Genomic DNA, 26,496 nt, shown 5'->3' on the forward strand with positions numbered 1-26,496 from the left:
CCCATGCGGAAATCACGACGGCAGAGATGACGCAAAATCCAAAGCCGGTCTCCAGTGGAGATGGTTAAATATCGCGCCATGGAATTATGACAGTCACCGAGGGCGGTGGTTCAGTGAGACGCCCCCGGCAAAGCATCGGAAACCAGTTATTTGTGGTAGGGATGCCCGGCCAGCAATGTCCAGGCGCGGTAGACCTGCTCCGCCAGCAGCACTCGCACCAGCGGGTGGGGCAGTGTGAGTGCAGACAGGGACCACTTCTGGTTGGCCCGCGCCACGCACTCCGGCGCCAGCCCGTCTGGGCCGCCAATGAGCAGGCACACATTGTCGCCGCCCATCTGCCAGTTCGCCAGCTCGCGGGACAGCTGCTCCGTGCTCCAGGCCTTGCCTTTCACTTCCAGCGCCACCACGTGCTCCCGCGGGTTGATCGCCGCGAGCATCGCCTCCCCTTCTTTCTGGCGGGCCTTTTCCACCAGGGCCGGGGAGTTTTTCTGACCGCGATTACCAAGGGGGACTTCCACCATCTCCAGAGTCAGTTCCCGGGGCAGGCGCTTGGCGTACTCGTTGTAGCCCTCCTGTACCCACCCGGGCATCTTGCCGCCAGCGGCGATGATTCGCATCTTCATGGGAAGTGTACGAACGCTTCAGGCTTGGTGCGGGTCAGACCCGTCCGCGTCTTCACGGGTATTCGGGGTCATGGACCAGAGTTTTTCCAGGTCGTAGAAGCCGCGGGTTTCCGCCTGCATCACATGTACCACCACATCACCGTAATCGACCAGTACCCACTCACCCTGCTCCATACCTTCCACACCGATAGGACGAATGCCCGCTTCCTTGCCATCCTCGACCACATTGTTGGCCAGGGACTTTACCTGCCGGTTGGAGGTGCCGGTGCAGATGATGAGCGTATCCATCACGTCGCTGAGCTCCGAGACGTCCATGGAAACGATGTCTTTACCCTTGAGGTCTTCCAGTGCGTTTACTGCAATTGATCTGATATCTGTCATAACACCTGTATCGGGAGCCTGTGCTCCCCCGTTCTAGGACTCTGTCGATTGATAGAGCCGATGAGTTTGAATGTAGTCCAGCACCCGCTCCGGCAGTAGAAACTGCGGGGAGCGGCCGCCTTTGATTTGTGTGCGGATGTCTGTGGCTGAGATCGGCAGCAGACTGAGTTCCTGTAGCAGAATCCGGCCCGCTGGCTGCCGCTGAATATCCGCCAGCGATCCACCCTGTGCTGCCAGTAGTTCCGCCACCTCACCCGCTGTGGGTACTTCCCAACCGGGGCGGGCCACCACCACCAGGTGCGCCAGTTGCAGCAACCGCTGCCAGCGGTGCCAGCCGGGCAGGCCCAGCAGGGAGTCCATCCCCATGCAAAAGCTGATGGACACTCCGTCTCCCAGCTCTCTGCGCAATTCTTCCAGGGTATCCACGGTGTAAGTGGGGCCGGCGCGCTGTAGTTCGCGGGCATCCAGCACCAACTGCGGGCAATCCTGCAATGCCAGTGCCAGCATGTCCCGCCGCCGCCCGGCGGTCACACCGGGAGCGGCGCGGTGGGCCGGCTGGTGGGACGGCAGCAGGCGCATCTCGTCAAAACCCAGGCGCTGCTTCAGTTCCAGCGCCATACGCAGGTGACCGAAGTGCACCGGATCAAAGGTGCCGCCAAACAGGGCCAGAGTTTTTGACGTCGGGTTCATTACAGGTTCGGGCTCACTGACGAATCTGTCCGTCCCCGAACACGATCCATTTCTGCGAGGTCAGGCCTTCCAGGCCCACCGGGCCGCGGGCGTGGATCTTGTCGGTGCTGATACCGATCTCCGCACCCAGACCGTATTCAAACCCGTCTGCAAACCGGGTGGAGGCATTGACGATCACCGAGCTGGAATCCACTTCCGCCATAAAACGGCGGGCGCGGCTGTAATCCTCGGTGACGATGGCCTCGGTGTGGCCGGAGCTGTACCGGGCGATATGGTCCATGGCGCCATCCATATCCGTCACCACGCGAATCGACAGCACCGGTGCCAGGTACTCGGTACCCCAGTCTTCCTCCGAGGCCGGCAGTGCCTGGGGCAGGATCGCGCGGGTCTTTTCGCAGCCGCGCAATTCCACGCCCTTTTCAGCATAGGCGGCAGCCAGGCGCGGCAGGAACTCTGCCGCAACGGGTTCCGCCACCAGCAGGGTTTCCATCGCGTTGCACACGCCATAGCGGTGGGTCTTGGCGTTCAGGGCAATATTGAACGCCTTTTCGGTGTCCGCCCGATCATCCAGGTACACGTGGCAGATGCCATCCAGGTGCTTGATCACCGGTACCCGCGCGTCGTTACTGATGCGCTCGATCAACCCTTTTCCGCCGCGGGGCACAATCACGTCCACGTATTCCGGCATGGTAATCAGCGCGCCCACTGCAGCGCGATCCGTGGTACCCACCACCTGCACCGCCGTTTCCGGCAGCCCTACCTGCCTGAGTCCCGCGGCAATGCAGGCGGCAATCGCACGATTGGAATGCAGCGCCTCGGAACCACCGCGCAGAATGGTGGCGTTGCCGGATTTCAGGCACAGGCTGGCGGCATCGATGGTCACGTTCGGGCGGGATTCATAGATGATCCCCACCACCCCCAGGGGCACACGCATTTTGCCCACCTGAATACCACTGGGGCGGTATTTCAGGTCGCTGATCTCACCTACCGGATCCGGCAGTTCGGCAATCTGGTTGAGTCCGTCGATCATCCCGTCGATACGCGGGTCGGTGAGTTCCAGGCGGTCCAACAGGGCCGCATCCAGACCGCTGTCACGGCCATTCTGCATATCCTGGGCGTTGGCCGCCGCCAGCTGTGGTCGCTGTCTGTCCAGCTCCGCGGCGATTGCCTTGAGCGCCGCGTTTTTGATACCAGTGTCAGCGCACGCCATCAGGCGGGCGGCGGCGCGGGCCGCGCGACCCATGGCCTGCATCGTCGCACAAGTCGAAGAGGCTTCGTTCGATTCCTGTTCACGCTCGGTGGCACTGACACTGTTCATTGCTGATCTCCATGCAAAACACGCTATCTCGCCGGGATTTTCGCCAATCCCGGATAAAATCTCCCGCTCCCGGTCTTGCCGCCGGAAAACGGCCGCGCAGTATACCGCAACAGCGCCGGAAAATTGCCCGGTAAACCGGGTTATTGGGCCGATTGCGGTGGCTTGTGGTGAAGCGCGCTCAGTTTCTGATGCATAAACGCAATCCCCAGCAGCGCCAGTCCCATCCCCATAAACGACGCCACCCGCAGCAGCCCCTCCAGGCCAGACATATCCACCAGAAACAGTTTTACGATCACCAGTGCGAGAACCGCCATACCGCCCTGATAACAGCTGCGCCATCCGCGCCAGCTGCCCAGTAAAATCGCGGCGACAGCCAGCGCCAGCCAAACGGCGGAATAGGTATAGAGCTCGCCGGTGGCTGCAGAGGTATCCATGCGGATATTGCCCTGCCACAGGTGGCGCACTTCCACAGACACCCACACAAACGCCGCCAGTGCGGCCAGCAGCGCAGCGTAGCGGCGCACCGCGGGCAGGTAGAAGCGGCTCACCAAAAACGCCAGCAATACCGGACCGGCAAAGGCCGGCAGCAGCATATTCCACAGCGGCTGGTCACCGATGGCACGCCACGCCCAAGGCTCGCTGGTTGCAGTGGCCAGCAGAATCCACAGGTAGTTGACCAGCCCCCCGGCCATCAGCAGGCGTCCGTACCCGTCGTACCAGTTGGCAAAACTGCCAGCGAGCCGGCTTTTGCGGTAATACACCAACCCCAGTGCGGTAAACAGCCACATATTGATTACCGCCTCGGCAAAGCGGTACTGCCCAGCCAGAGCATTGCCGTCATAGAGCCAGTAGCGGCATTCCGCCCAAACCGTCAGCACCAGCAGGTGCAGCGCCGCCGCCTCGGCCCAGCGGGCCAATGGCAGGTGCCGCTCCCGCAACAGGTGCGCCGCCAGCCAGGCACACAGGGCGGAACCGCCGTAGGTCCACAGGGACCAGTGGGCCACTTTGTCGTAAGTCAGCAGCCAGGGGTTCAGCGTAAGCCGCACCACCACCAGAACCAGTACTGCCTTCAGCAACCAGCCCAGTGCGGGCATCTCAAACCGGCGAATAACCCAGGCGAGGGAGATGGCCTGCAGGGCCAGAGCGAGGGTCAGGCTCGCCTGCTTCAACCACAGACAGACCGCCAGGCTGTAGGCGAAGTGCGCGGCGATAAACAGCCACACCACCATGCCCCGGGACCAGTGCCGGCCCACACCGCGACTGCCCAGATACATGAACACGGCACCGAAAATGGCGGCATACAGGCACCACCAGAATTTAGACAGGAAATCTCCGGCCAGTGCATAGCCCACCAACAGTGACATCAGCGGTGCCATAACCGCCAGCGATGCCCACCAGGCACCGGGCGCCCCGCGGCGGTGCCCCTCACTGGCATCGCCATCGGCAAAATAGTTGTAGACCGCCAGAGCGCTGAAGAGGGCCGCAGTAATCAGCAGATACAGCAGGAATCCCCGCTGCAGTTCTGGCGCCACCGGTACCAGGCGCAGCCCCTCCCCGCCCCACTGATCCAGGCGACTGCCAAACCAGGCTGCCAGCTGCCCGATAAACAGCGCCCAGGGTACCGGCACCAGAGTCGGGTTGCGGCGTGCGGTGATCAGCGCCACCAGGGCCAGAGGACTCCAGGTACTGAGCATCGCCGCAGTGGCGGGTTCGATACCTTCACGGAAAATCGACAGACACTGGGCCACCACGACCGCCAGCAGGCCCGGCAGAACCAGTGCGGCGCCGGCCCCCTTCTCCGGCAGCCGCCCCCGCAGCCGCCAGTTCCCGGGTATCACAGCGACCATCAAGTAGGCCAACGCCGCGAGGTAAGGGCCACGCCAGCCGTCTGCCTGGTGCCCGGCCAGAGAAATCAACCACCACCCCAGTGCGCCGGCCAACAACCCAAGCCAGAGCCAGCTGCGATAGACGTACCGCAGTAACAGCAGTACCGAGGTGGAGATAATCAGTGCATACACCATCGCGCCCAGCACATTGCCGGAGCCGCTGGATACCAGAATGGGCACCGCGTATGCACCGAGCATGCCGATGGCGGCGAGTACCGGGCCGTGCAGGCGCGCCAGCCACATGGTGATCAGCGCCACCAGTGCCAGCACTCCAAAGGCAACCCCGGGCGCCATCAGTTTGTAGAGGTGTACGGCGGAGAGCACCGCGGCAAAGGCGGTAATGGCACCACCGCCCGCCAGGGCAGCGAAGGTGGGGTGCGTGCCACCGGTTTTGCGCCGCAGGAATTCTGCGGCCCCGTATAGCGCAAGTGCGATTAGCAGTCCCGCCACCACCCGCACCTTGGGCCCCAGCAATCCCTGCTCGATACCGTAGCGGGCGAGGAACACCCCGGAGAGTGCGACACAGGTACCTCCCAGCCACACCATCCAGTTTTTCTGCAGGTGTTCCAGGAAACGGGTGCCCGCGGCGGGCCCGGCGCACGTCTGCGCCTTCCCACCGGCAGCGCCGGACCGGCGCGGGTGGGCCCAGTCGGTCGGTGCCGCTGGCGCTCCGCGGGAGTCACCGCTGCTGGCAATATCGTCCTCGATATCGAGCGTCAGGTCCTCCGAAGAAGCCTCTTCCCGCTGCGCTGGCGCAGGTGGCGCCGGGCTGTCCATGGCGTCCGCCCGCTGGGTGTCCCGGACACCGTCCATGACTGCATCCAGGCGCTCACGCAGGCGCGTGACTTCCCGCCGCAACTGCCTGACCTCGGCGAAGGCAAAGATACCCAGAAAAGAACCGATGACGATGGCGAGAATCAGCATCACGCCAACAAAAACAAAATTATCCATAGGAAGCGGTCGTTTCTTCTTGTTTATTTATTGTTGGCCGGAGCGCACTCAATTCACGCCATCTGCGCGGCGAGTATCACTCCTTGGCCCAGCGATCCAGATTGGCCGCAATATTCGCCAGTCGCTCCAGTGGATCGTGACTCGCCAGCAGCTCCACCCGCGCGGCATCATCCAGCGGCAGCAGTTGCGCCAACTGCCAGGACAGAGCCTCGGCCGTTTCCACCGGCGCAAACTTGAGGGCGAGCATCGCGGTGTGCTGCTTCAATTCGTCCAGCACCGCCATTAATCCATCAAAGGACTCGGGCACCGGATGGGAGTCCTCGTCCGGCAACCACTCCACTTCCGCCATCAACAGGCCATCTTCTTCGCGGAAGGTCTCGAGCACGCGAAAACGGGAATCCCCCGCCACATCGATATGTAACAGCCCTTCCTCGCCCTGGCTCCAGTCGACGATACGCACGTACAGACCCAGCGGCCAGACCTCCGCCGGCCCCACTTCCCTGCCCGAACGAATCAACACCACCCCAAATCCGGTATCGGATTCGAGCGAGTCCGTCACCAGGCGCAGATAGCGCTGCTCAAAAATCCGCAACGGCAGGGTCACGCCGGGAAACAGCGCCATGTTGAGGGGAAACAGTGGGATAAGGGACAAGACTTCGACTCTCTGGCTTTAGGGGATGGTGACAAAGATACCACTGCTGTGGATGGCACAAGAATAATCTCCCCACCCCAAAACAAAAACTCGCGCCAACTGTTCTATGCTCAAAACTGTATACGAACGATTATCCGGTGAGAGGTATCCCATGCGCTGGCGTGAAGGTCGCAGAAGTTCGAACGTTGAAGATCGTCGCGGGCAGCGCTCTCCCGGTGGTGGTGGCACAGGCGGCCTGGGCAACCTGCTGGCTCTGGCACCGTTTTTACTGCGCAGCAAAAAAGGCTGGCTGATCCTGCTGGTGCTGGCGGCACTCTATTACTTCGGCGGCAACCTGTTCAGCGGCATGCCGGGCACGGAGTCCCCGAGCCTCGGACCGGATACCCAGACAACCCCCGGTGCACCAGCGGCCGACGATGAGGTGGCGCAGTTTGTCTCGGTAGTTCTGGGTACCACCGAGGATGTATGGGGGCAGATATTCCAACAGGCGGGGTCACAGTATTCTGCCCCCAAACTGGTGCTCTATACGGATGCGGTGCGCTCGGCCTGCGGCCTCAGTTCGGCTGCGGTAGGGCCTTTTTACTGCCCCGGCGACCAGAAGGTGTATCTGGATTTGAGCTTTCTGAACGAGCTGAAGAAGCTGGGCGCACCCGGAGATTTCGCCTTCGCGTATGTGATTGCCCACGAGGTGGGTCACCACGTACAGAACCTGCAGGGCATCTCATCCAAAGTACAGCAGGCGCGGATGCAGGCGGACAAGGTCACGGCGAACCGTCTGTCAGTAATGCTGGAGCTGCAGGCAGACTGCTACGCAGGTGTGTGGGCTTTCTACGCCAACCGTGACAAGCAGATGCTGGAGCCCGGCGATGTAGAAGAGGGCCTGCGTGCAGCTGCAGCCGTGGGCGACGACCACCTGCAACGCCGCGCCGGCCGCGCCGTCTCCCCCGACGCCTTCACCCACGGCAGCGCCGAACAACGGGCCCACTGGTTCCAACAGGGGTTCTCCACCGGTGACGTCAACAAGTGCAATACCTTTGCGGCACTGTCTGGGCAATGAATCGTACCCACATCCAAACTACAAGTCTCAAGTGAACCTCGGACAGGCCCCGGTGGCAGCGCCGCTACCGGGTACAGCTTCGCGAGACACACCGTAAACCCATCCCTGGGGGCTCTTCTAAAACATCCCTGTTTTAGAAGGTCTCGCGAAGCCGTACCCGGTATCGACGCTTTCGCTTCGGCGTTTGGGTCCTTTACAGACTTCGTATACTGGCCCCTTTGTTCGTTACACACTAAGCTTGCCGCTCACGAAATTATTCATCACCAATAAGTTAGGGAGATTCCCGTGCCAAGAGCAACAGCCCGCCACATTCTGGTAGAAAGCGAAGCCCAGTGTCAGGATCTGAAAAAGCAAATTGAAGACGGCGCCGATTTCGGAAAAATTGCCCAGCAATATTCCAAATGCCCCTCCGGCCGCAATGGTGGCGATCTGGGTGAATTTGGCCAGGGCCAGATGGTGCCGGAATTCGACAAGGTGGTTTTCAACGATGAGCTGAACAAGGTACACGGCCCGGTGAAAACCCAGTTTGGTTATCACCTGTTGGAAGTTACCAGCCGTACGGATTAAGGACAGTCATTCAGACTCTTAGCTGCCGGTTAAAAACTTGGCAGCTAGAAGCTAAGGCAAGGTGCTGGTGCGAGTATTTCGAACCGTCGTCGCCATGGATGGCGGCGCCGGAGCGTACAGGGATGTATTCACAGCGATTCGAAATACTCGCACCAGCATCTTGGCGCCACTTAAGTGGCTTACAGGGCTCCACTGTGGAAGCCCTTAATCCCAATTACTCCGCGCTGGTCTCAGCCTGCCACTCAAACAGGTTCATCTCGATAAAGAAGAAAGCCACCAGCCACAGGAAGGCGTCCCAGAAATCCAGGAAGCTGCCGTTGAGTCCCCAGTAGATCGCACACAGCAGCAGGGTAAAGTAGAGCAGGCCCTTAATGACCTGGGAATAGCGCATAATCGAATCGGACAGCTGGTGTCGCAGTTGCAGCCAGACATCGAAAGCCAGGATCGCCACCACCAGCAGCCACGCGCCCGCATTGATCACATCCACCCACGCCAGCCAATGGATCTCTCGCCAGATCTCCGCATCCCCGACAACATGCGCATCCGCCAAACGCAGCAGACTCGCCTCGGAAAGCGAACCGCAATTCGCCGCCGTCAGCGCCACATAATCATCCTGCTCCAGCACCATAGACCAGCCACCACTGGCCGCAAGCTCGCAGGCAGAACCGGCTACCGGCAACAGATGTGTCAGCGACACCATCTCCGAAAAGTAACCGTAAAACGAATACACGATAAAGACATAACAGAACGCCGAAACCGCATTGAGCGCCCACTTGGTACCGCCCTTCAGGCGCTCGTCAGAGAGTACCCAGGTTTCCAGCTCAAACACCAACAGCAGTAACACCCATGCCAGCGTATCAATGGAATCGTTATAGGCCTCAATGATTTTGCCCAGACTGACACCATCGGCGAACACCGTACCTGCCGCCCCGTGGTTCTCCACAAAGAACGCATACACGTTGTACACCAGCAGACAGTACACGGTGTATTTAAAGATTTTGAACAGGGTATAGCGGTTCGCGGAGAGACCGGCCAAAGAAACCACCTCGGACATTGGCGACGCACCTCGATAGCGTGATTATTATTGTTACGCTGCTTCTATCGCAGCCCATGCCTAAACCGCAGGCCTGCACTCCATTGCGAGATACGTCAATATCGAATAATTATTCGGTTTTTGCAAGCGTCTGTCTCAAGGTCGACCGACCACCCACTCAGTCTGCCCCCGCGCGCTCCACCTGCTGAGCACCGGCACCATCATCAAACAGGCGGTCGAAGCGCACCTTCGGGTCTGACCATTCGCCGCTGATGCGGTAACTGACACTGGCCACCCGGTCCACCTGCTTTTTGAACACCTTACTGATCAGATAGACCCCCGCCGCTGCGGGGAGGCCGCCGGCGAGTGCGGCGACAAAGGCCAGGTTATTCCCCACCGGCAGCGTCGCCACCAGGGTCAGGTTCAGATCCTCACGGCGCAGATTCACCCGACCCGCCATCTGCAACTCACTGGTGGGGCCTTCCACCTGGATTGGCACGGCGATCAACAGCTCGCCATCCCCCTCGAAATACACCTCACCGCGCACCTGGTCAAAGGTTAGACCGCTCTGCACCAGATCGGAGAAATCCAGGCGCAGGCGCCGCGCCCAGGTATCGAAATTGAACAGAGACAACAGGCGCAACAACGAAGTACCGGCGTTGTCGCTGGCACGCAGGAAGCGTCCATTACGGATATCGATCGCAATCTCACCGTTCATGTCATTGGGACTGACCATCGCCGGGGAGCCATTCCAGCGCAGCGCGGTATCAAAAACAGCGCTGCGACTCTCCATTACCGCCTCCTGCCCCCAGGCCTGTAGTACGCTGCCGAGGTTATCGCCGCGCAGACGGCCGATAAACTGCGAAGATTCTCTGCCGTCCGCATCGCGCATCCACATCAGCTGCGCACCGAGTTTGTTTTCTCCCTCGCCCCGCCCCTCAATGCGGATGCCGCGCATGGCGCCCTGGATCTCACTGATCACCAGGCGCTCTTCCGATGGCCGCAAACGGAAAGACCAGGGCCCCATGGATTCCTCACCCAGCCACAGGCGGTCAGTGGAGAAATCCACCCGCGGCAGGCTGGCGAAGTCGAAGCCCTTCCAGCGGTCTTCCCGTTGCTCTGCAGTATCGGTTGTCGCCGCATCGGCCTCTGCGTCCACGGCGTCACTCGCGGTGGTGGGAGGCAGTGCGGGCAGACGCAAGTGGGCCAATTTCAAACGCAGGGGCGAGACGCTATTCAGCATCCCACTCAGTTCGCCCGCGGCCATTTCACTGTCGAAATCAAGGTGCCAATCGGCGCCGAGGCCGCGGCCGCCTACGTGAATATTCTCGATCTGCACCGACTCCGAGACCTGTAGCAGATCGGTACTGAGGTCCAGCTGGATGGGCAACGGCGCCGTATTCCCGTCCACACTGTCCCCCGTACCCTGCGCCGAATCCGGGGCCGCTGTCGGCTGGGTGTAAATCTCCAGCGCTTTTTTCCACGGTGCCAGCTCTACCCGGGACAGGTCACCCAGCACTGAAATACCCGGGGCATCTGGTAGGGTTGCCGGTGCGTTGAGCGCTATGGCTCCGCGCTCGAGTTTGCCATCCACCTGCCACAACTGCCCCTGCAGGTGCTCCCCATAACTGATGTGATAGAGGTTGCCCTGATCCCCAACCGGTACCCGCATCACGAACCGGGATTTATCACCGCTGGGCTTGCCGAGCGGCGCCGGCAGGTTGACCGCAACCTGTTGCAGATCGGACGTCAGCTCCAGTACCGCGCGATAGGGTTTTTCCTTGGACCTGGCAGGGATGGTGACCAGCGCCTGGTAGTCGAGGGTGCCATCCAGCCACTGCAGTTCAGGGCGCCCGCTCCAGGCTCCAATACCGCCGGTTTCTGCAGTGCCATTAACAACCACCTGAGTGTCCCGATCGCTCCCCTGCCCCAGGTGCTGGATGGAGGCGCGCAGCGGTTGCCCCCACAGCTGACCGCGGAAACGGGAGCCCTCCAGGCCGGTTTCACTGTGGTAGCGCACATTGCCATTGAGCTGCTGGATTTGCAGGTTCAGCCGTTGCAGGTCCAGGCTGGCATCGGAAAGTGCCAGATCGACCTTCTGTTGCGGGTCAAGCCTCGCGCCCCCCAGGGGTTGCGTAATCCGCAGAGAACCCTGCATGGTGCCACCCAGCGACCAGCTGTCGAAGGCATCCCCAAGGCTGTTGCGCAGTGGTGATTCGCGCAACAGCTTCAGGCCATCGGTGGCGGGGCCGTGCAACTCGGCAGCTACATCGAGGCGCGAGCCACCCGGCGCCGGAGATACCCGAACTACCACGTTGGAACCGGCCACTTCCCACAGTCGCGCATTGGGTGCGACCACAACCACCTCGGTATCATTGATCCCCAGATGCCCGTCGACCTCTTCGGCCGCCGGCCAACCGGGGCTGTACTGCAGGTGACTATCGGCGATATCGGCCTGCAGCTGGACGGTCTGCCGCTGGTTATGCTGCCCCAGTGCCAGCAACGCCGGGTCCTCCCCTTCGCGGTAGCTGTAGCCGCGATAGACGAAGCCCGCCGCGGGGATTCGGCCCGGATTGTCTTCACCGATACCGCTGTTGAGCCAACGGCGCAGGTCGTCGCTCACCACTGTGGGCACCAGGTGCCGCTGCTCGGAAACCGCCACATCGCGCAACCCGAGAGCCAGGGTAAAGTCTGCCGCACGGGTGAAGGGCACCAGGGGAATCTGCAGTAGAAACTGCCCCATAAAGGCACCGCCGGTGGGCACGGTTTTGCTGTCTGCTTTATTCGAGGCATCCAGTGACAGGGGACCGGAGTACACCGAGACCGTTTCATGCTCCCGATCAATATCCCAGGCTACGGTGCCCCGCGCCCGGGAGAAGAAAAAGGGATCGTCGTACAGTTTGGGGAAATGGGCACTGAACCCCTGACCGGCATCCAGCTCGACACGCCCGCCCTTCCCGTTCAGGGAGAGGTATCCATCTACGCCGGTTACCGCCGGCGCACCGCGGTGTGCGCCGGCAGCCACATCCCGCAGGTTCGCAGATACCGTGACCTCACCGTCCACGCGGGACAGGCGCACATTCAGCAGTTTTCCGGACGGCTCCAGTGCCTGGAGCCACTCGTCGGCCTTGGCGGGAATCAGCTCCAGTACTTTCAGCACCCGATGCCAGGCCTGTAATTCGATCTGATCCACCGCCAGCTGCAGGTCTCCGGACTGATCGCCACTGGCCTGGATGTTCACTGCCGGAACTTCCAGCTTCTGCCAGTTGAGCCCCAGGTCCTGCAACACCAGCTCCCAGTTTTCCCCCGGTCGCCAGTGGCCGGAAATATTACTGGAGGTGGCGTTTAAAGATTCCAGCGCTCCGGCGACGCTTTCCGCGTCCGGCTGCCCGGACTCTGCCACCGGTTGCTGGGCGAGATTCAGGTTGCCCCGTAGGGTATAGCCCGATTCGGCGTCCGAACTTAACCACAGCCGTCCGCCGGCAAGTTTGCGGCCGGGCCAGTAGAGTTTTTCGGGCAGCGGGGAAAGCTGGTACAGCAGACCGACGAGATCGGCGTCGATCAACAGTTCGTTCAGCTGCACATAGCCACGCAAAGAGAAATCTTCACTGCGCCGCGGGTTGCCCCGCCCTTCCAGCACCAGGCGCAGGCTTTCTTCGCCGCTGTGCAGGCTCTCCATGGCACCGGTCACGAACGCGCGCGCGACCAGACGATGAAACCCTCCGCCATTCTCCAGCAGGATTTCCTTCAGATTCAGGTTCGCCGACTGACCGTCGGTCAAAGAAAGGCTGATGCTGGCGTCCCGCACCAGTACTTTGGGACCCAGCTGAAAGATGCGTGCGGGATCCCCCAGACGCACACCACCACCGCCGCTACCGGCTGCCGGGCGACTGGCACGCGGAAATCCCTGCACCTGCCAGCCGCCCTCTTTGCGCTGCTCCAGTGCCGCAGAGAAGCCGTCGGCTTCCAGGTTTTTCCAGATCAACTCGCGGTTCCACAGGCTCGCCAGCAGATCCAGATGGAACAGGCCGCGCTCCAGTTTTACCTGGCCCTCGGCGCCGATTTTCAGACCGTCGATTTGCAGCGCGACTTCCAGCGCCTGCCATTGCAGAGAAATATGCTCCAGCGCCACCGGCGCCCCCAGCCGCTCGGACAGCCACTGGCCAATCTCCGGGCTGCATTTGCCCACTTGCGGCGACAGCATGCGACCGGTCTGCACCAGAATCGCCAGGGTGATCACCAGGATCACTACCAGCAACCAGAACTTGCGGGCAAACCAGCGCAGCCACAACATCAAGCGACCTCCCCCACTGGGGTGACACGCGCAAATACCACGCTTGTCAGCGAGTAACACCAGAACAATGTCGTACTGCTCCTGGTTGTAGATGGGCTCCACCTGAAACTGGATCGGGCGCGCAATAAACTCTTCCAGATCGGCCACGTTCGCGGACTCTTCGTCCAGCAGCAGGTCGATGACCACCTGACTGGCCAGCACCATGATCTTGTCACTGTCGCAGGCGCGGGCCTCGCGGATGATTTCGCGGAAGATTTCGTAGCAGACGGTTTCCGCGGTCTTCAGGGTGCCGCGACCGGCGCATACGGAACACGGCTCGCACAGCATCTGGCCGAGGGATTCGCGGGTGCGCTTGCGAGTCATTTCCACCAACCCCAACTCGGAGACACCGGTGATGCTGCTCTTGGCGTGATCCCGCTCCAGGGCTTTCTCGAGAGTGCGCAGTACCTGGCGCTGATGCTCGGTATCCTGCATATCGATAAAATCGATGATGATGATGCCACCCAGATTGCGCAGGCGCAGTTGACGGGCAATGGCGGTGGCCGCTTCCAGGTTGGTCTTGAAAATGGTCTCTTCGAGATTGCGATGCCCGACAAACGCACCGGTGTTCACATCGATGGTGCTCATGGCCTCGGTCTGCTCGACGATCAGGTAACCGCCGGATTTCAGTGTCACCTTGTTCTGCAGCGCCTTGCGGATTTCCTCCTCAACGCCATACAGGTCGAATAGCGGTCGCTCACCGGGGTAGTGTTCGATACGCGGTGCGATTTCGGGCGCATACTTGCTGGTAAACTTGGCCGCGCGGGCGTGGGCCTCGCGGGAGTCGATACGGATTTTCTCCGTGTGCGGGCGCGCCAGATCGCGCAGGGAGCGCATAAACAGCGGCAGGTCTTCGTAGATGATCGCCGGCTCTTTCTCCGACTTGATGCGCTGTTCCAGTTCCTTCCAAAGCTTGTACAGAAACGGAATATCCCGCAGCAATTCTTCCTCGCTGACCCCTTCCGCCACGGTGCGCAGGATAAAGCCGCCGTCGCCACTCAGCCCCTCATCGGCGAGTTTGGTCGAGGCCAGATCCACCAGATCGCGCAGGCGCTCGCGCTCGGATTCGTCCTCGATACGATTGGATATGCCGATATGGCGGGTCTGGGGCATATACACCAGATAGCGAGCGGATACAGACAGGTGCGTGGTGAGACGCGCGCCCTTGCTGGAGATGGGGTCTTTGACCACCTGCACCACCAGCGACTGTCCCTCGCGCACCAGGGCGCGGATATCCGCCACCTCCCCTTCGCGGGACTCCATGCCCTCATCGTCCAATGGGGCGATGTCCGAGGCGTGAATAAAGCCGGCGCGCTCCAGGCCGATATCCACAAACGCCGCCTGCATCCCCGGCAGCACCCGCACCACTTTGCCCTTGTAGATATTGCCGACGATACCGCGGCTGGCGGTGCGCTCCAGGTAAACTTCCTGCAACACCCCGTTTTCCACCAGCGCCACGCGGGTTTCCATGGGCGCCACGTTGATGAGTAATTCTTCGCTCACGGGCGTAACTCCTAAACCGTCCCTGCATCCGCCCCAGAAGAGCGCTTGTCAAATTGCCAGTAGGGAATGCCAGCCCGCTGCAGAAACCCCGCCAGGGTTTCCAGCGGCAGCCCCACCACATTGCTGTAACTGCCGTGAATAGACTCTACCAGCAGTGCGCCCATGCCCTGAATGCCGTAGCCGCCGGCCTTGTCCCGGGGCTCACCGGTGTTCCAGTAACCCTCGATCAGCGCGCGATCCAGCGTGCGGAAGCGCACCCGGGTTTCGACCACATCGCTAAAGGATTGATCGCTCCCGCTGAGGCAGATGGCGGTGAGTACCGAGTGCTCGCGGCCGGACATCAGGCGCATCATGCGGGCAAAATCGGTGAAATCACGGGGTTTTTCCAGAATTTCATCGTCCACCAGCCCCAGTGTATCCGCCCCCAGTGACCAGACTGTGGCATCGTCGCCGACCAGGGCGAGGCCCGCGCGGGACTTTTCCTGAGCGAGCCGCAAGACATAGTCGCGACCGGATTCATCCCCCTGGCGAATCTCTTCCACGGCGGTGGCAGCAGAGGAAAAAGGTACTCCGATCTGCATCAACAGCTCGGCGCGCCGGGGAGAACCTGAGGCCAGAATCAGGCGCGGGGGAAAACTGGGCTGTGGAGAATCTGGTGGTGGCACGGGCGACGCTTATGATTATGTGTTTGTTAGCAGAAGGCCTGATTATAGCGGCCGCGCTCGAAAAATAACCGGCCTGCGCGGACACTTAACACTATTTTTCAATTGTTTTTTTGGTTGCCGAGAATATCGGACGATCGTCCGGCAATATCAATTGCCCGGCGACCGCTAACGGATCCGCAGACCGGTCGCCATACGGTGCAGCCAGGGGGTCACCAGAGGCCACAACAATGCGGTGGTCAGCGCCGGCCACAAAAAGGTCAGCCCGGGCACCGGCTTGCCCGCCAGGCTGTGCACCCAGTTTCCGAGCAGTTGGTTGATCCCCACCAGCACAAACACCCACATCAGTTGCTGCCCCGGATTGAACGCGCGGGTGCGCCGGTAGGTCAGCAGGCTGAAATAGGCGAGTACGGCCAGGGCCAAGGCGTGGGCCCCCAGCGTGGCGCCGGTGACCAGGTCCTCCGCCAGCCCCACCATCCAGGCAAACCCCACACCCAGCTCCTGCGGCATGCGGGTGGTCCAGAAAATCACCAGCAGTGCGCAGAATGCGGGGCGGAACCACAACCAGTTGGTAGGCAGGGGCATCACCGCCAGCAGCAGGGCGATGACGAAGGTAAACAGGATAAACCAGCGGTTGTGGGCATCCATGGGATCAGTTCTGCTCGTCCGTCAGGGGCTCGCTGAGCACCGCCAGCACAAACCGGCTGCGGTTCATCAGGCCGCGCGGCTGCACGTCCACATCGGCGAAGGCTCTGCCCGGGTCGCGCTTGACGGAAATCACTTCGCCCACCGGGTAACCCGCCGGGAAGCGGCCGCCGAGGCCCGAGCTCAGCAGCAGGTCACCCTCCCGGATATCGCTGGTATTGGCCAGGTGACGCAGTTTGAGGCGGTAAAGATCACCGGTACCCTCTGCCACGGCCCGCACACTGTTGCGCAGCACCTGCACCGGCAGAGCGTGGTTGGCATCGGTAATCAACAGTACCCGGCTGGAAAAATCCCCCGCTTCGATGACCTGCCCCAGCAAACCGCTGGCATCCATGATCGCGGTGCCCTGCTGAACGCCGTCGCTGCGGCCCTTGTCAATGATCAGCACATGCTCGAGGGGATCCGGGGAGACACCAATCACCTGGGCCACCAGTACCCGTTGATCCACGCTCTCGGCCGAGTTCATCAGTTCTTTCAGCTGGGTATTTTCCGCGCGAACCGCAGCCAGCAGCTGAGTCTGCTGCTCGAGCAGCATTACCTGATGCCGGAGGCGACTGTTCTCTTCCACCAGCTCTTCGCGGGTGCGCAACTGCTCACCAGCCCAGTCGCCCACGCGAGACGGGGTGCCAGTGATCCAGTAGAAAGGGGCGGCGAAACTGGAGAGGCGCTCGCGTACGGGGTCCAGCCAGTCGGTGTAGATATTGACCAGGATCAGCGCGGTCGCCAGCGCTCCCAGCACGATGATGCGGGACTCCGGTGACGGACCTCGGGTAAATAGCGGTTTAATGGGCAGCTCCCATTGACCAGTTCAGCAGTGGAATTGTTATTGGCTTGTAGTGCGCTTCCATACGCGAGAGATGCGGCGGTGCTCTTGAATCCATGCCCTGCCCGGGCCTCCCTGAGCACCGCCATCAACCGGCAAAACGTATCAGTTCGTCACCAGGTACAGACGGCTCTTGTCCATCATATCCAGTGCCTGACCGCCGCCCCGGGCGACACAGGTGAGCGGGTCGTCGGCGACGATCACCGGCAGGCCAGACTCTTCCATCAGCAGACGATCCAGATCCCGCAGCAGCGCGCCGCCGCCGGTGAGCACCATACCGCGCTCGGCGATATCGGAAGCCAGCTCGGGGGGAGACTGCTCCAGAGCACTCTTCACCGCCTGCACAATACCGGTCAGGGGTTCCTGCAGGGCTTCCAGAATCTCGTCACTGTTCAGGGTAAAGCTGCGCGGCACGCCCTCCGCAAGATTGCGACCGCGCACGTCGATTTCGCGCACTTCGCTGCCGGCGTAGGCACAGCCGATTTCTTCTTTGATGCGCTCGGCGGTCGCGTCACCGATGACACTACCGTAATTGCGGCGCACATAGTTGACGATGGCCTCGTCAAAGCGGTCGCCACCGATGCGCACAGAATCGGAATAGACCACGCCGTTCAGGGAGATGATTGCAATCTCGGTAGTACCACCACCGATATCCACCACCATGGAACCGGAGGCTTCTTCCACCTTCAGGCCTGCCCCGATCGCAGCGGCCATGGGTTCTTCGATCAGCCACACCTCGCGGGCGCCGGCACCCAGGGCGGATTCGCGAATCGCGCGGCGCTCCACCTCGGTGGACTGACAGGGCACACACACCAGCACGCGCGGGCTCGGGCGCATCCAGCTGTTCTCGTGCACCTTCTTGATAAAGTGCTGCAGCATCTTCTCAGTAACCTGGAAGTCTGCAATCACGCCATCTTTCAGCGGGCGGATGGCGGTAATGTTGCCCGGGGTACGGCCGAGCATGCGCTTCGCCTCAACACCCACCGCTTCCACGATCTTGGTGCCGTTGTAGTGGCGAATGGCGACAACAGAGGGTTCATCAAGGACTACGCCGCGATCGCGCACGTAGATCAGCGTGTTGGCAGTACCCAGGTCAATGGAGAGATCACTGGAGAACATGCCCCGCAAACGTTTAAACATGGAATTCGATTACCTTAATCTGAAGTACAACACCCAATCCGGGTCAGGTGCCGCAGGCGCCGACTGGAGCCCCGGGCGAAGATGCGCCACAGGGTAATTAGTCCACGCAAATAATTCTGTGTTCCGGACGGCGTTTTCGTCCGATTTACGACAAATTAGCCAGCCGCAGTCGTAGCCTGGCCAGAATCGGCAAACTCTAACAACGGCGTGGGTTCAGAGCAAGGCTCAGGAGCCCCTTAATAAATAAGCATAAAGAGATTCCACCACAGATATGCTAAATTTGCGCTCCTTCTGATCCGGCCGGCCCCGTTGATTCCGGGCCTGGCCGCAAATTAGCCAATGAGAAGCTGGAGTCTCTATCCCCATGGCCGTGGACGCGCAAACCGTTGAAAAGCTGGCCGAACTGGCCCGCATCGCCATTTCCGAAGAAACCATAGACGAAGTCAGCAGCCGCCTGGGCGATGTCCTGCAACTGGTGGACCAGCTGCAGGCCGTCAACACCGACGGCGTCGAGCCCATGGCCCACCCGCTGGACGAGGTGCAGGTACTACGCAAAGACGAAGTCACCGAGCCCAACCGTCGCGAAGAGTTCCTCGCCCTGGCCCCACAGACCGAAGCGGGCCTGTATCTGGTGCCCAAGGTGATCGATTAAGAGCCTATCGACCCTCTCACCACCCTGAGCGAATACAGAATAGACAAGAAACCGGATTTCCCATGCATCAGTTGACCATCGCCGAGATCATTCGCGGCCTGCGCGACAAACAGTTCTCCAGCGTCGAGATCACCAGCCATCTGCTGGAGCGCATCCAGGAGCTGGACAGCCAGTTCAACAGTTTCATCACCGTCACCGGTGACCAGGCCATTAAACAGGCCGCCGCCGCCGATGCCCGCCTGGCGCAGGGCGACGCCCCGGCCCTGTGCGGCGTACCCATCGCCCACAAGGACATCTTCTGCACCAATGGCGTGCGCACCAGCTGTGGCTCGAAGATGCTGGACAACTTCGTGCCGCCCTATGACGCCACCGTTGTGGATAACTTCCAACAGGCCGGCGCCGTCAGCCTGGGCAAGACCAATATGGACGAGTTCGCCATGGGCTCTTCCAACGAATCCAGCTTCTACGGCGCGGTGAAGAACCCCTGGGATGTGGAACGCATTCCCGGCGGCTCCTCCGGCGGTTCCGCCGCCGCGGTCGCCGCACAGCTGGTACCGGGCACCACCGCCACCGATACCGGCGGCTCCATCCGCCAGCCCGCGGCCATGACCGGTACCACCGGCCTCAAGCCCACCTACGGCCGGGTCTCCCGCTGGGGCATGATCGCCTTTGCCTCCAGCCTCGACCAGGGCGGCCCGATTACCCGCACCGCCGAAGACGCAGCACTGATGCTGTCGGTCATGGCGAGCCCGGACAAGAAAGACTCCACCTGCCTGGACCGCCCGGCAGAGGACTACACCGCGAAACTGAACGACGCCATCGATGGGCTGAAAATCGGCGTACCGTCCGAGTACCTGAGTGACGGCCTCGACAGCGAAGTGCGCGCGCGGGTACAGGAAGCCCTGAACGAATACGAAAAGCTCGGTGCCAAGCTGGTAGAAATCAGCCTGCCCCACAGCAAGCTCGCGGTGCCCTCCTACTACGTGATCGCGCCGGCGGAGGCCTCCGCCAACCTGTCCCGCTTTGACGGTGTGCGCTACGGCTATCGCTGTGAAAACCCGGCAGACCTGCGCGACCTGTATATGCGCTCCCGCGGCGAAGGTTTTGGCGAGGAAGTAAAGCGCCGCATCCTCGTAGGCAGCTATGCCCTGTCCGCCGGTTACTACGACGCCTACTACAACAAGGCCCAACAGGTGCGCCGCCTGATCAAACAGGATTTTGTCGACGCCTTCGACAAAGTCGACGTGATCATGGGCCCCACCGCGCCCAATCCGGCGTTCAAGCTGGGCGAGAAAAACGCCGATCCGGTGGCTATGTATCTGGAAGACATTTACACCATCGCCACCAACCTGGCCGGCCTGCCCGGCATGTCCATCCCCTGCGGTTTCGCGCGCGGCCTGCCCGTGGGCCTGCAGATCATTGGCAACTACCTGGACGAGGCGCGCATGCTCAACATCGCGCACCAGTTCCAGCAAGCCACTGACTGGCATCAGAAAACCGCCCCGGCAGCAGAATAAGGAGACGAGACGTGGAATGGGAAGTCGTCATCGGGTTGGAAGTGCATGTGCAACTGGCCACCCAATCAAAAATTTTCTCCGGCGCCAGCACCGCCTTTGGTGCCGAACCCAACACCCAGGCCTGCGCGGTCGACCTGGCCATGCCAGGCACCCTGCCGGTCCCCAACGAAGAGGCCTTCCGCTATGCGGTGATGTTCGGCCTCGCCATGAACGCAGAAATCGGCAAACGCTCGGTATTCGAGCGCAAAAACTATTTCTATCCGGACCTGCCCAAGGGCTACCAGACCACCCAGCTGGAAAAACCGATCGTCGGCGCGGGCCAGATCGAGATTCACCTGGAAGACGGCAGCAGCAAGACCGTGCGCTTGCACCATGCCCACCTGGAAGAGGACGCGGGCAAGTCTTTACACGATGCTGTTTTTGATTCTGGCCACGGCATGTCCGGCATCGACCTCAACCGTGCCGGCACACCACTGATCGAAATCGTGTCCGAACCGGATATGCGCAGCGCCGCGGAAGCCGTTGCCTACCTGAAAAAGATCCACAGCATCGTCACCTACCTGGGCATTTCCGACGGCGACATGTCCCAGGGTTCCCTGCGCTGTGACGCCAACGTTTCTGTTCGCCTCAAAGGCGAGGAGGAATTGGGTACCCGCACCGAGATCAAAAACCTGAACTCCTTCCGCTTTATCGAGAAAGCGATCAAGGTGGAAGCCCAGCGCCAGATTGACCTGATCGAAGACGGCGGTAAGGTGACCCAGGAAACCCGCCTGTACGATGCGGACAAAAACGAAACCCGCTCCATGCGCAGCAAGGAAGTGGCCAACGACTACCGCTACTTCCCCTGCCCGGATCTGCTGCCGGTGGTTCTGACGGACGATTATGTGGAGCAGGTGCGCGGCGAACTGCCGGAATTGCCGGATGCGAAGTGTGCGCGCTTTGAGAAAGACTATGGTCTGTCCGCCTACGATGCAGATCAGTTGACCCAGGAGCGCGCCACTGCGGATTACTTTGAACAGGTAGCGGCGAAATCCGGCGAGCCGAAACTCGCGGCCAACTGGGTAATGGGTGAACTGGCGGCGCTGTTGAACCGCGAGGAAAAATCCATCGAGAATTCTCCGGTTTCTGCGGAACATCTGGCAGGCCTGATTGCGCGCATCAAGGACAACACCATTTCCTCGAAGATTGCCAAGCAGGTGTTTGAGGCGATGGCCAATGGCGAGGGTGATGCGGACGCGGTGATCGAGGCCAAGGGCCTGAAGCAGGTTTCCGACACGGGCGCCATCGAAAAGATGGTAGACGATGTGATCGCGGCCTCTTCTTCCCAGGTGGAAAACTACCGCAATGCCGATCCGGACAAGCGCCCGAAAATGATGGGTTTCTTTGTCGGCCAGATCATGAAGGCCTCAAAGGGTCAGGCAAATCCACAGATGATCAACAAGATTCTGAAAGAGAAATTGGACGCACTGCTCTGACGATTTATCCCGGAGGTATTGGTGGCCTTACCCACCTCCGGTGGCGGTCGGGCACCGGGTAAAGCTTTTCGAAACCGAACTAGGCGTCCCCCTGGGAATACCCGCAGGCGGGGCCGGTCGCCAATCACAGATTGGCGCCGTTAGGCTGCACGCGAAGCGATGCTTCGCAAACGTTTGCCTAACCCATGTACGCTGCGTCAGCGACGTCCCTGTCGCTGACGCTTTCGAAAAGTCTCCCCCGGCACTTGCCCTTAGATTTGAACAATTGCTCTTCGTAGCAATCCACAACAGCTTCTCGGAAGCACTACACCTCGATGCGAAGGTGGTGCGGCCGGGGCTTGTTTGCGAAACCTTCCGCGAGAGGGACCTCGCGGAAGAGCCCCCAGGGATGGGTTCACGGCGTGTTTCGCAAACAAGCACCGGCCGCACCACCGCCACAGGGCACCCCAGCAGCGGGCTGACCTGAAAATGAGCACTAAAGTAAGATCAGAGCACGAAAGGAATTAACAAGTGAGCCTGAAAAAAGACAAGCAAAAAGTCCTCGGTGAAGTATTCGACGATGAGCGTATCGCCGGTTTTCTGGTGGGAGAAGCACCAGAAGGATTCAATCGGGATTTTTACCTGCTGGAGCGCGCCTACCGCGGTATGAAAGCAGAAAACTTTGAAACCTTCGTGCGCCTGTTCAAAGAACAGGGCCTGGACCTGAACAGCCAGAGCCCCGAAGGCCAGACACTGCTCGCGCGTATCAGCGAACACGAACAGAGCACCGAGTACGCCGACATCCTAAAGGCCGCGGGAGCGCAGTAACCCATGACCTCTAACCCGGCACATGGCGTACACGCACTGATCCGGGGGGCGCAGCTGCTTACCCGGAAAGAGCTGCGCCCATTCATCATTATTCCCCTGCTCATCAACCTGGTGCTGTTTATCGCACTGGGCGCCCTGATGATCAGCCAGTTCGACGACCTCGGCCGCTATATCGGCAGCCTCCTCTCCGACACCCCCGTCGACACCGCCAACATGTCCTGGTGGCGCGCCATCCTCGCCAAGGGCGCAGACTGGGCTGCGGGCGTATTCCAATGGCTCGCATGGCTGATCGCCATCGTCGTCGTACTCCTGTTCTTCTTCGTCTACGGCTACCTGTTCGGCATTATCACCAACATCATCGCCGCCCCGTTCAACGGCTTTCTCGCAGAGAAAGTCGAAGAGCTCCTCACCGGCCATCCCCCGCCCCCGGAAGCCCTGCACAGCATGATTTTCCGCACCCTTGGCCGGGAACTGCGCAAGCTGATGTACTTTATCGGCTGGGGTCTGGTAATTTTCGTGATTGCCCTGCTCACCAGCTGGACCGTATTTATTCCCGCCATCCTCGGTGCCGTATGGGGCGCCTGGTGCATGGCGATTCAGTATGTGGATTATCCCCTCGACAACCACCAGCGCTCCTTCGGCGAGCTGAAAAGGGTATTGATGCGCAAGAAGTTCACCACCCTCGGTTTCGGCGGCGCGGTGATGCTGGCGAAAATGGTGCCGATCCTGAACATCTTTGTCATGCCCGCGGCGGTGGCGGGCGGAACCGCGCTGTGGGTAGAGCGAATCTGGACCGAAGGCGATCCCGGCCAGGGACCCAATGGTGGCGGTGATGTGAGCCCCGCCATTTCCCAGACTCGTGAGAAAAAGAAATGGCCCAAGGGAATCGACGGTCCCAAAAGATAACTGGCACCGCCAGCCCTCTGCCGTGCTGCGATTGACTAGTGGTCCATGCGGAAAGTTCGGTAACTAAGGAGCACAGCCAAAGTGTTCAGATCAAGGCGAGAAAGCGCAGGAATAGTGGTTCTATTTCAAGCTTTCTCAACGCAGAGCAGGACACTTTGGCGAAGCGAACAGTTACACAACTTTCCGTATGGACCACTAAGCTTTACCTGAAACCAGGCAATCGCGCAGGCAGACAGGGTTTATGGAAATCGACTGGGGTGAAATCCGCTTCGAGGGTGACAAACGCTACCGCAAGGGCGACTGCCCCACCAGGATGACCCCGCTGTATCGCGATAAAAAAGACTACAAGAAGAAAATACGGCAACTGCGCAAGGCGATCGACGAGCGACAGCGGATCATGTATGCCCACGACCGCTACAGTCTGCTCAGTATTTTTCAGGCATTGGACGCCGCCGGAAAAGACGGCACCATTCGCGCGGTGTTCAACGGCGTCAATCCCCACGGTGTGGAAATCACATCATTCAAACGCCCCAGCGAAACAGAGCTGGAGCACAACTTCCTCTGGCGCACCTCCGTCGCCATGCCCAGACGCGGCAATATTGGTGTATTTAACCGCTCCTACTACGAGGAAGTACTGGTGTGCCGGGTACATCCGGAACTGGTGACTCAATATCAGAAAATTCCCGGGGAGCAGACCCGCGATCTCGATGCCCTGTTTGCCAGCCGTTTCGAAGCGATCCGTACCATGGAACGCTATACCGCCGATAATGGCACCGTAACCCTCAAGTTTTTTCTCAACCTGTCCCGCGACGAGCAGCGCACCCGGTTCCTCTCCCGCATTGATGAGCCAGACAAGAACTGGAAATTTTCCGAAGCGGACCTGAAAGAACGCAGATACTGGGACCAGTACCAGGACGCTTTCGAAGACATGATCAATGAAACCGCCACCCCCCACGCCCCCTGGTTTGTGGTGCCGGCGGACGACAAAATGAATATGCGATTGATCGTGGCAAGCGCGGTACTTCAGGCGCTCAATGAAATGGAAATGCGCTACCCGAAAGTGTCCGAAGCACGCCGAAAGGCACTCAGGGAATACCGCAAGCAGCTTCAGGGGGACTGAGAAAGCCAACAGGAAAGGGGATGAGCGCGCCCCGGAACGGAATGCCCAGGGCGCCACAAGCGGTAAAGAACTTAGCGGCGTGGACGTCCACCACCGCGGCGCCCACCGCGATTTCCGCCACGATCATTGCGATCGCCTCCACTACTACGCTTCACGTGGACTTTGGGCGGTTTTACCAGCAGCTCCTCCGGCGGCACTTCGCACTTCAGCTTGCTGCCCAGCAGTGCCTCGATGGGTTCCAGACGCATGGCGTCGTCTTCACACGCGAAGCTGATGGAGGTACCGCTCTTGCCGGCGCGGCCAGTACGGCCGATGCGGTGCACATAATCTTCCGGCTCTTCCGGCAGGGTGTAGTTCACCACGTGGCTGATGCCGTCGATGTGAATACCGCGGCCCGCCACATCGGTGGCGACCAGTACCTTGGACTTGCCGGTCTTGAAATCTTCCAGGGTGCGCACACGTTTATTCTGCGCCACTTCACCGGACAGCAGTCCCGCAGCAATACCATGAGCCACCAGGTTTTCGTGCAGGCGGCGGCACTGGTCGCGACGGTTGGCGAACACGATCAGGCTTTCCACATCCTCCTGCTGCACGATGTTGTACAGCAGAGGGTATTTTTCGTCGCTCGACAGCATGTAAACGTGCTGGGTCACCGTATCGGTGGCGACGTGTTCCGGTTCGATTTCCACAATCACCGGCTCCGACGTCCACTGCTCTACCAGGTCGTCCACTTCCGGAGTGAAAGTGGCGGAGAAGAACATGGTCTGGCGGTGGGTCTTGCGCGGGGTCTGACGCACAATGCGGCGCACATCGGGGATAAAGCCCATATCCAGCATCCGGTCGGCCTCGTCGATGACCAGGATCTCGGTCTGGTCGAGGAAGCAGTCGCGTTTGCTGACGAAGTCCAGCAGGCGACCGGGGGTGGCCACGAGGATATCCACCAGACGCTCGTTCAGTGCCTTCTGCTGTTTCTGGTAATCCATGCCACCCACCAGGGTGTGGATCTCAAGGTCGGTGTATTTACACAGCCCTTTGGCATCGTCGGCGATCTGCATCACCAGCTCGCGGGTCGGCGCAATGATCAGCGCACGGGCCTCGCCGGCGTAGCGCTCCCCTTCAAACGGGTTCTTGAGCAGATCGTCGATCACCGTGATCAGGAAGGCCGCGGTCTTGCCGGTACCGGTCTGGGCCTTGCCCACCAGATCGTGGCCATTGAGGGTATGGGGGAGTGACTGGCCCTGAATGGGCGAGGCGTATTCGAAACCCAGGTCGGCGATGGCGTGCATCAGGGGCAGCGGCAGATCCAGGTCGTGGAAGCGTACCTTGCCTTCCTGCTCCGGTACCTGGAAGTCGTCCAGGCTCCAGGGCGTTTGCGGTGCCTTCTGACGCGTATCCTTGCGCTTGTCGCGCCCACCTTCGCCACCACCGCGGCGACGGTTGCGCTGGCGGCCAGCGCCGGAACGACCTTCTGTTTTGCCGCGATCGGCGGAGCGCTTTTCAGCACCAGCATCGGACTTGCGGGAGCCGGAAGCCTCGGGCTTTCGCCCCTTGGGTGCGCGATCAGATTTGTCTGCGCCAGATTGTTCAGAGGAACGACGGAAAAACTTGCCTATCAAAAGATTGCTCGCTCAATTGCGCCGGCGCGCCCACAGATGGCCGGGCCGGGGTTGCAGCCGTGACCATCTGGCCACGGAA

The 26,496-nt window shown here is 60.7% G+C and carries 21 protein-coding genes and 1 pseudogene; 8 read left to right on the forward strand and 14 right to left on the reverse strand.

What is annotated here, in order from left to right; genetic code table 11:
• Positions 1–146: 146 nt before the first annotated feature.
• The 6 genes from rlmH to LRR79_RS15125 form a co-directional block, all read right to left on the reverse strand.
• The gene (gene rlmH, locus LRR79_RS15100; RefSeq protein WP_231758001.1) at positions 147–623 is read right to left on the reverse strand and encodes a 23S rRNA (pseudouridine(1915)-N(3))-methyltransferase RlmH; all 477 of its coding nucleotides are present in this window, start codon (positions 621–623) and stop codon (positions 147–149) included.
• An 18-nt stretch (positions 624–641) separates the two neighbouring features.
• Positions 642–1,004 (reverse strand): ribosome silencing factor, encoded by a 363-nt coding sequence (gene rsfS, locus LRR79_RS15105; protein ID WP_231758002.1) that lies wholly within the window; start codon positions 1,002–1,004, stop codon positions 642–644.
• A 33-nt stretch (positions 1,005–1,037) separates the two neighbouring features.
• Positions 1,038–1,694, reverse strand: a complete 657-nt coding sequence (gene nadD / locus LRR79_RS15110) for a nicotinate-nucleotide adenylyltransferase (protein ID WP_231758003.1) — start codon at positions 1,692–1,694, stop codon at positions 1,038–1,040.
• A gap of 13 nt (positions 1,695–1,707) precedes the next feature.
• On the reverse strand, positions 1,708–2,946 hold the full coding sequence (locus tag LRR79_RS15115; protein ID WP_231760040.1) for a glutamate-5-semialdehyde dehydrogenase: 1,239 nt from the start codon (positions 2,944–2,946) through the stop codon (positions 1,708–1,710).
• 206 nt (positions 2,947–3,152) lie between these two features.
• Positions 3,153–5,849, reverse strand: coding sequence for a DUF2339 domain-containing protein (locus tag LRR79_RS15120; protein WP_231758004.1), 2,697 nt, complete (start codon positions 5,847–5,849; stop codon positions 3,153–3,155).
• A gap of 76 nt (positions 5,850–5,925) precedes the next feature.
• Entirely contained in the window at positions 5,926–6,501 is a 576-nt protein-coding gene (locus LRR79_RS15125) for an LON peptidase substrate-binding domain-containing protein (RefSeq protein ID WP_231758005.1), read from the reverse strand.
• A gap of 151 nt (positions 6,502–6,652) precedes the next feature.
• Here LRR79_RS15125 and ypfJ point away from each other — a divergent pair, with 151 nt between their 5' ends.
• Together ypfJ and LRR79_RS15135 are read left to right on the forward strand one after the other, a co-directional pair.
• Positions 6,653–7,558: a KPN_02809 family neutral zinc metallopeptidase gene (ypfJ, locus tag LRR79_RS15130; protein ID WP_231758006.1), complete on the forward strand. Its 906-nt coding sequence runs from the start codon at positions 6,653–6,655 to the stop codon at positions 7,556–7,558.
• A 285-nt stretch (positions 7,559–7,843) separates the two neighbouring features.
• On the forward strand, positions 7,844–8,125 hold the full coding sequence (locus LRR79_RS15135) for a peptidylprolyl isomerase (RefSeq protein ID WP_231758007.1): 282 nt from the start codon (positions 7,844–7,846) through the stop codon (positions 8,123–8,125).
• Positions 8,126–8,339: 214 nt separating this feature from the next.
• Here LRR79_RS15135 and LRR79_RS15140 read toward each other — a convergent pair whose 3' ends face one another.
• The 7 genes and pseudogenes from LRR79_RS15140 to LRR79_RS15170 form a co-directional block, all read right to left on the reverse strand.
• Positions 8,340–9,179: a hypothetical protein gene (locus tag LRR79_RS15140; protein ID WP_231758008.1), complete on the reverse strand. Its 840-nt coding sequence runs from the start codon at positions 9,177–9,179 to the stop codon at positions 8,340–8,342.
• A 157-nt stretch (positions 9,180–9,336) separates the two neighbouring features.
• Complete coding sequence (locus LRR79_RS17330; protein WP_322790449.1) at positions 9,337–13,452, reverse strand: YhdP family phospholipid transporter; 4,116 nt, start codon at positions 13,450–13,452, stop codon at positions 9,337–9,339.
• Between the two features lie 57 nt (positions 13,453–13,509).
• Positions 13,510–14,994 (reverse strand): annotated as a pseudogene (rng, locus tag LRR79_RS15150) (ribonuclease G); the annotation flags it as partial.
• An 11-nt stretch (positions 14,995–15,005) separates the two neighbouring features.
• Complete coding sequence (locus tag LRR79_RS15155) at positions 15,006–15,575, reverse strand: Maf family protein (protein ID WP_231758009.1); 570 nt, start codon at positions 15,573–15,575, stop codon at positions 15,006–15,008.
• Positions 15,576–15,824: 249 nt separating this feature from the next.
• Positions 15,825–16,304 carry a rod shape-determining protein MreD gene (mreD, locus tag LRR79_RS15160; protein WP_231758010.1) on the reverse strand — a complete coding sequence of 160 codons (480 nt, stop codon included), beginning with the start codon at positions 16,302–16,304 and terminating at the stop codon, positions 15,825–15,827.
• 4 nt (positions 16,305–16,308) lie between these two features.
• A complete protein-coding gene (mreC, locus tag LRR79_RS15165) occupies positions 16,309–17,100 on the reverse strand; it encodes a rod shape-determining protein MreC (RefSeq protein WP_231758011.1) in 792 nt (263 codons plus the stop codon).
• A 189-nt stretch (positions 17,101–17,289) separates the two neighbouring features.
• The gene (locus LRR79_RS15170; protein WP_231758012.1) at positions 17,290–18,324 is read right to left on the reverse strand and encodes a rod shape-determining protein; all 1,035 of its coding nucleotides are present in this window, start codon (positions 18,322–18,324) and stop codon (positions 17,290–17,292) included.
• Positions 18,325–18,688: 364 nt separating this feature from the next.
• Between LRR79_RS15170 and gatC the strand changes: the two genes are divergently transcribed.
• The 6 genes from gatC (at position 18,689) to LRR79_RS15200 (ending at position 24,801) form a co-directional block, all read left to right on the forward strand.
• Positions 18,689–18,976, forward strand: a complete 288-nt coding sequence (gatC, locus tag LRR79_RS15175; protein WP_231758013.1) for an Asp-tRNA(Asn)/Glu-tRNA(Gln) amidotransferase subunit GatC — start codon at positions 18,689–18,691, stop codon at positions 18,974–18,976.
• A gap of 62 nt (positions 18,977–19,038) precedes the next feature.
• Positions 19,039–20,493, forward strand: a complete 1,455-nt coding sequence (gene gatA, locus LRR79_RS15180; protein WP_231758014.1) for an Asp-tRNA(Asn)/Glu-tRNA(Gln) amidotransferase subunit GatA — start codon at positions 19,039–19,041, stop codon at positions 20,491–20,493.
• An 11-nt stretch (positions 20,494–20,504) separates the two neighbouring features.
• A complete protein-coding gene (gene gatB / locus LRR79_RS15185; protein WP_231758015.1) occupies positions 20,505–21,968 on the forward strand; it encodes an Asp-tRNA(Asn)/Glu-tRNA(Gln) amidotransferase subunit GatB in 1,464 nt (487 codons plus the stop codon).
• Between the two features lie 510 nt (positions 21,969–22,478).
• Complete coding sequence (locus tag LRR79_RS15190; RefSeq protein WP_231758016.1) at positions 22,479–22,775, forward strand: PA4642 family protein; 297 nt, start codon at positions 22,479–22,481, stop codon at positions 22,773–22,775.
• Between the two features lie 3 nt (positions 22,776–22,778).
• Positions 22,779–23,681, forward strand: coding sequence for a sulfate transporter CysZ (gene cysZ, locus LRR79_RS15195; RefSeq protein ID WP_231758017.1), 903 nt, complete (start codon positions 22,779–22,781; stop codon positions 23,679–23,681).
• Between the two features lie 241 nt (positions 23,682–23,922).
• Positions 23,923–24,801 carry a PPK2 family polyphosphate kinase gene (locus LRR79_RS15200; RefSeq protein ID WP_231758018.1) on the forward strand — a complete coding sequence of 293 codons (879 nt, stop codon included), beginning with the start codon at positions 23,923–23,925 and terminating at the stop codon, positions 24,799–24,801.
• Between the two features lie 71 nt (positions 24,802–24,872).
• Here LRR79_RS15200 and rhlB read toward each other — a convergent pair whose 3' ends face one another.
• On the reverse strand, positions 24,873–26,417 hold the full coding sequence (gene rhlB / locus LRR79_RS15205; RefSeq protein WP_231758019.1) for an ATP-dependent RNA helicase RhlB: 1,545 nt from the start codon (positions 26,415–26,417) through the stop codon (positions 24,873–24,875).
• Positions 26,418–26,496: the final 79 nt, after the last annotated feature.

The sequence above is a fragment of the Microbulbifer elongatus genome (assembly GCF_021165935.1).
GTDB lineage: Bacteria > Pseudomonadota > Gammaproteobacteria > Pseudomonadales > Cellvibrionaceae > Microbulbifer > Microbulbifer elongatus.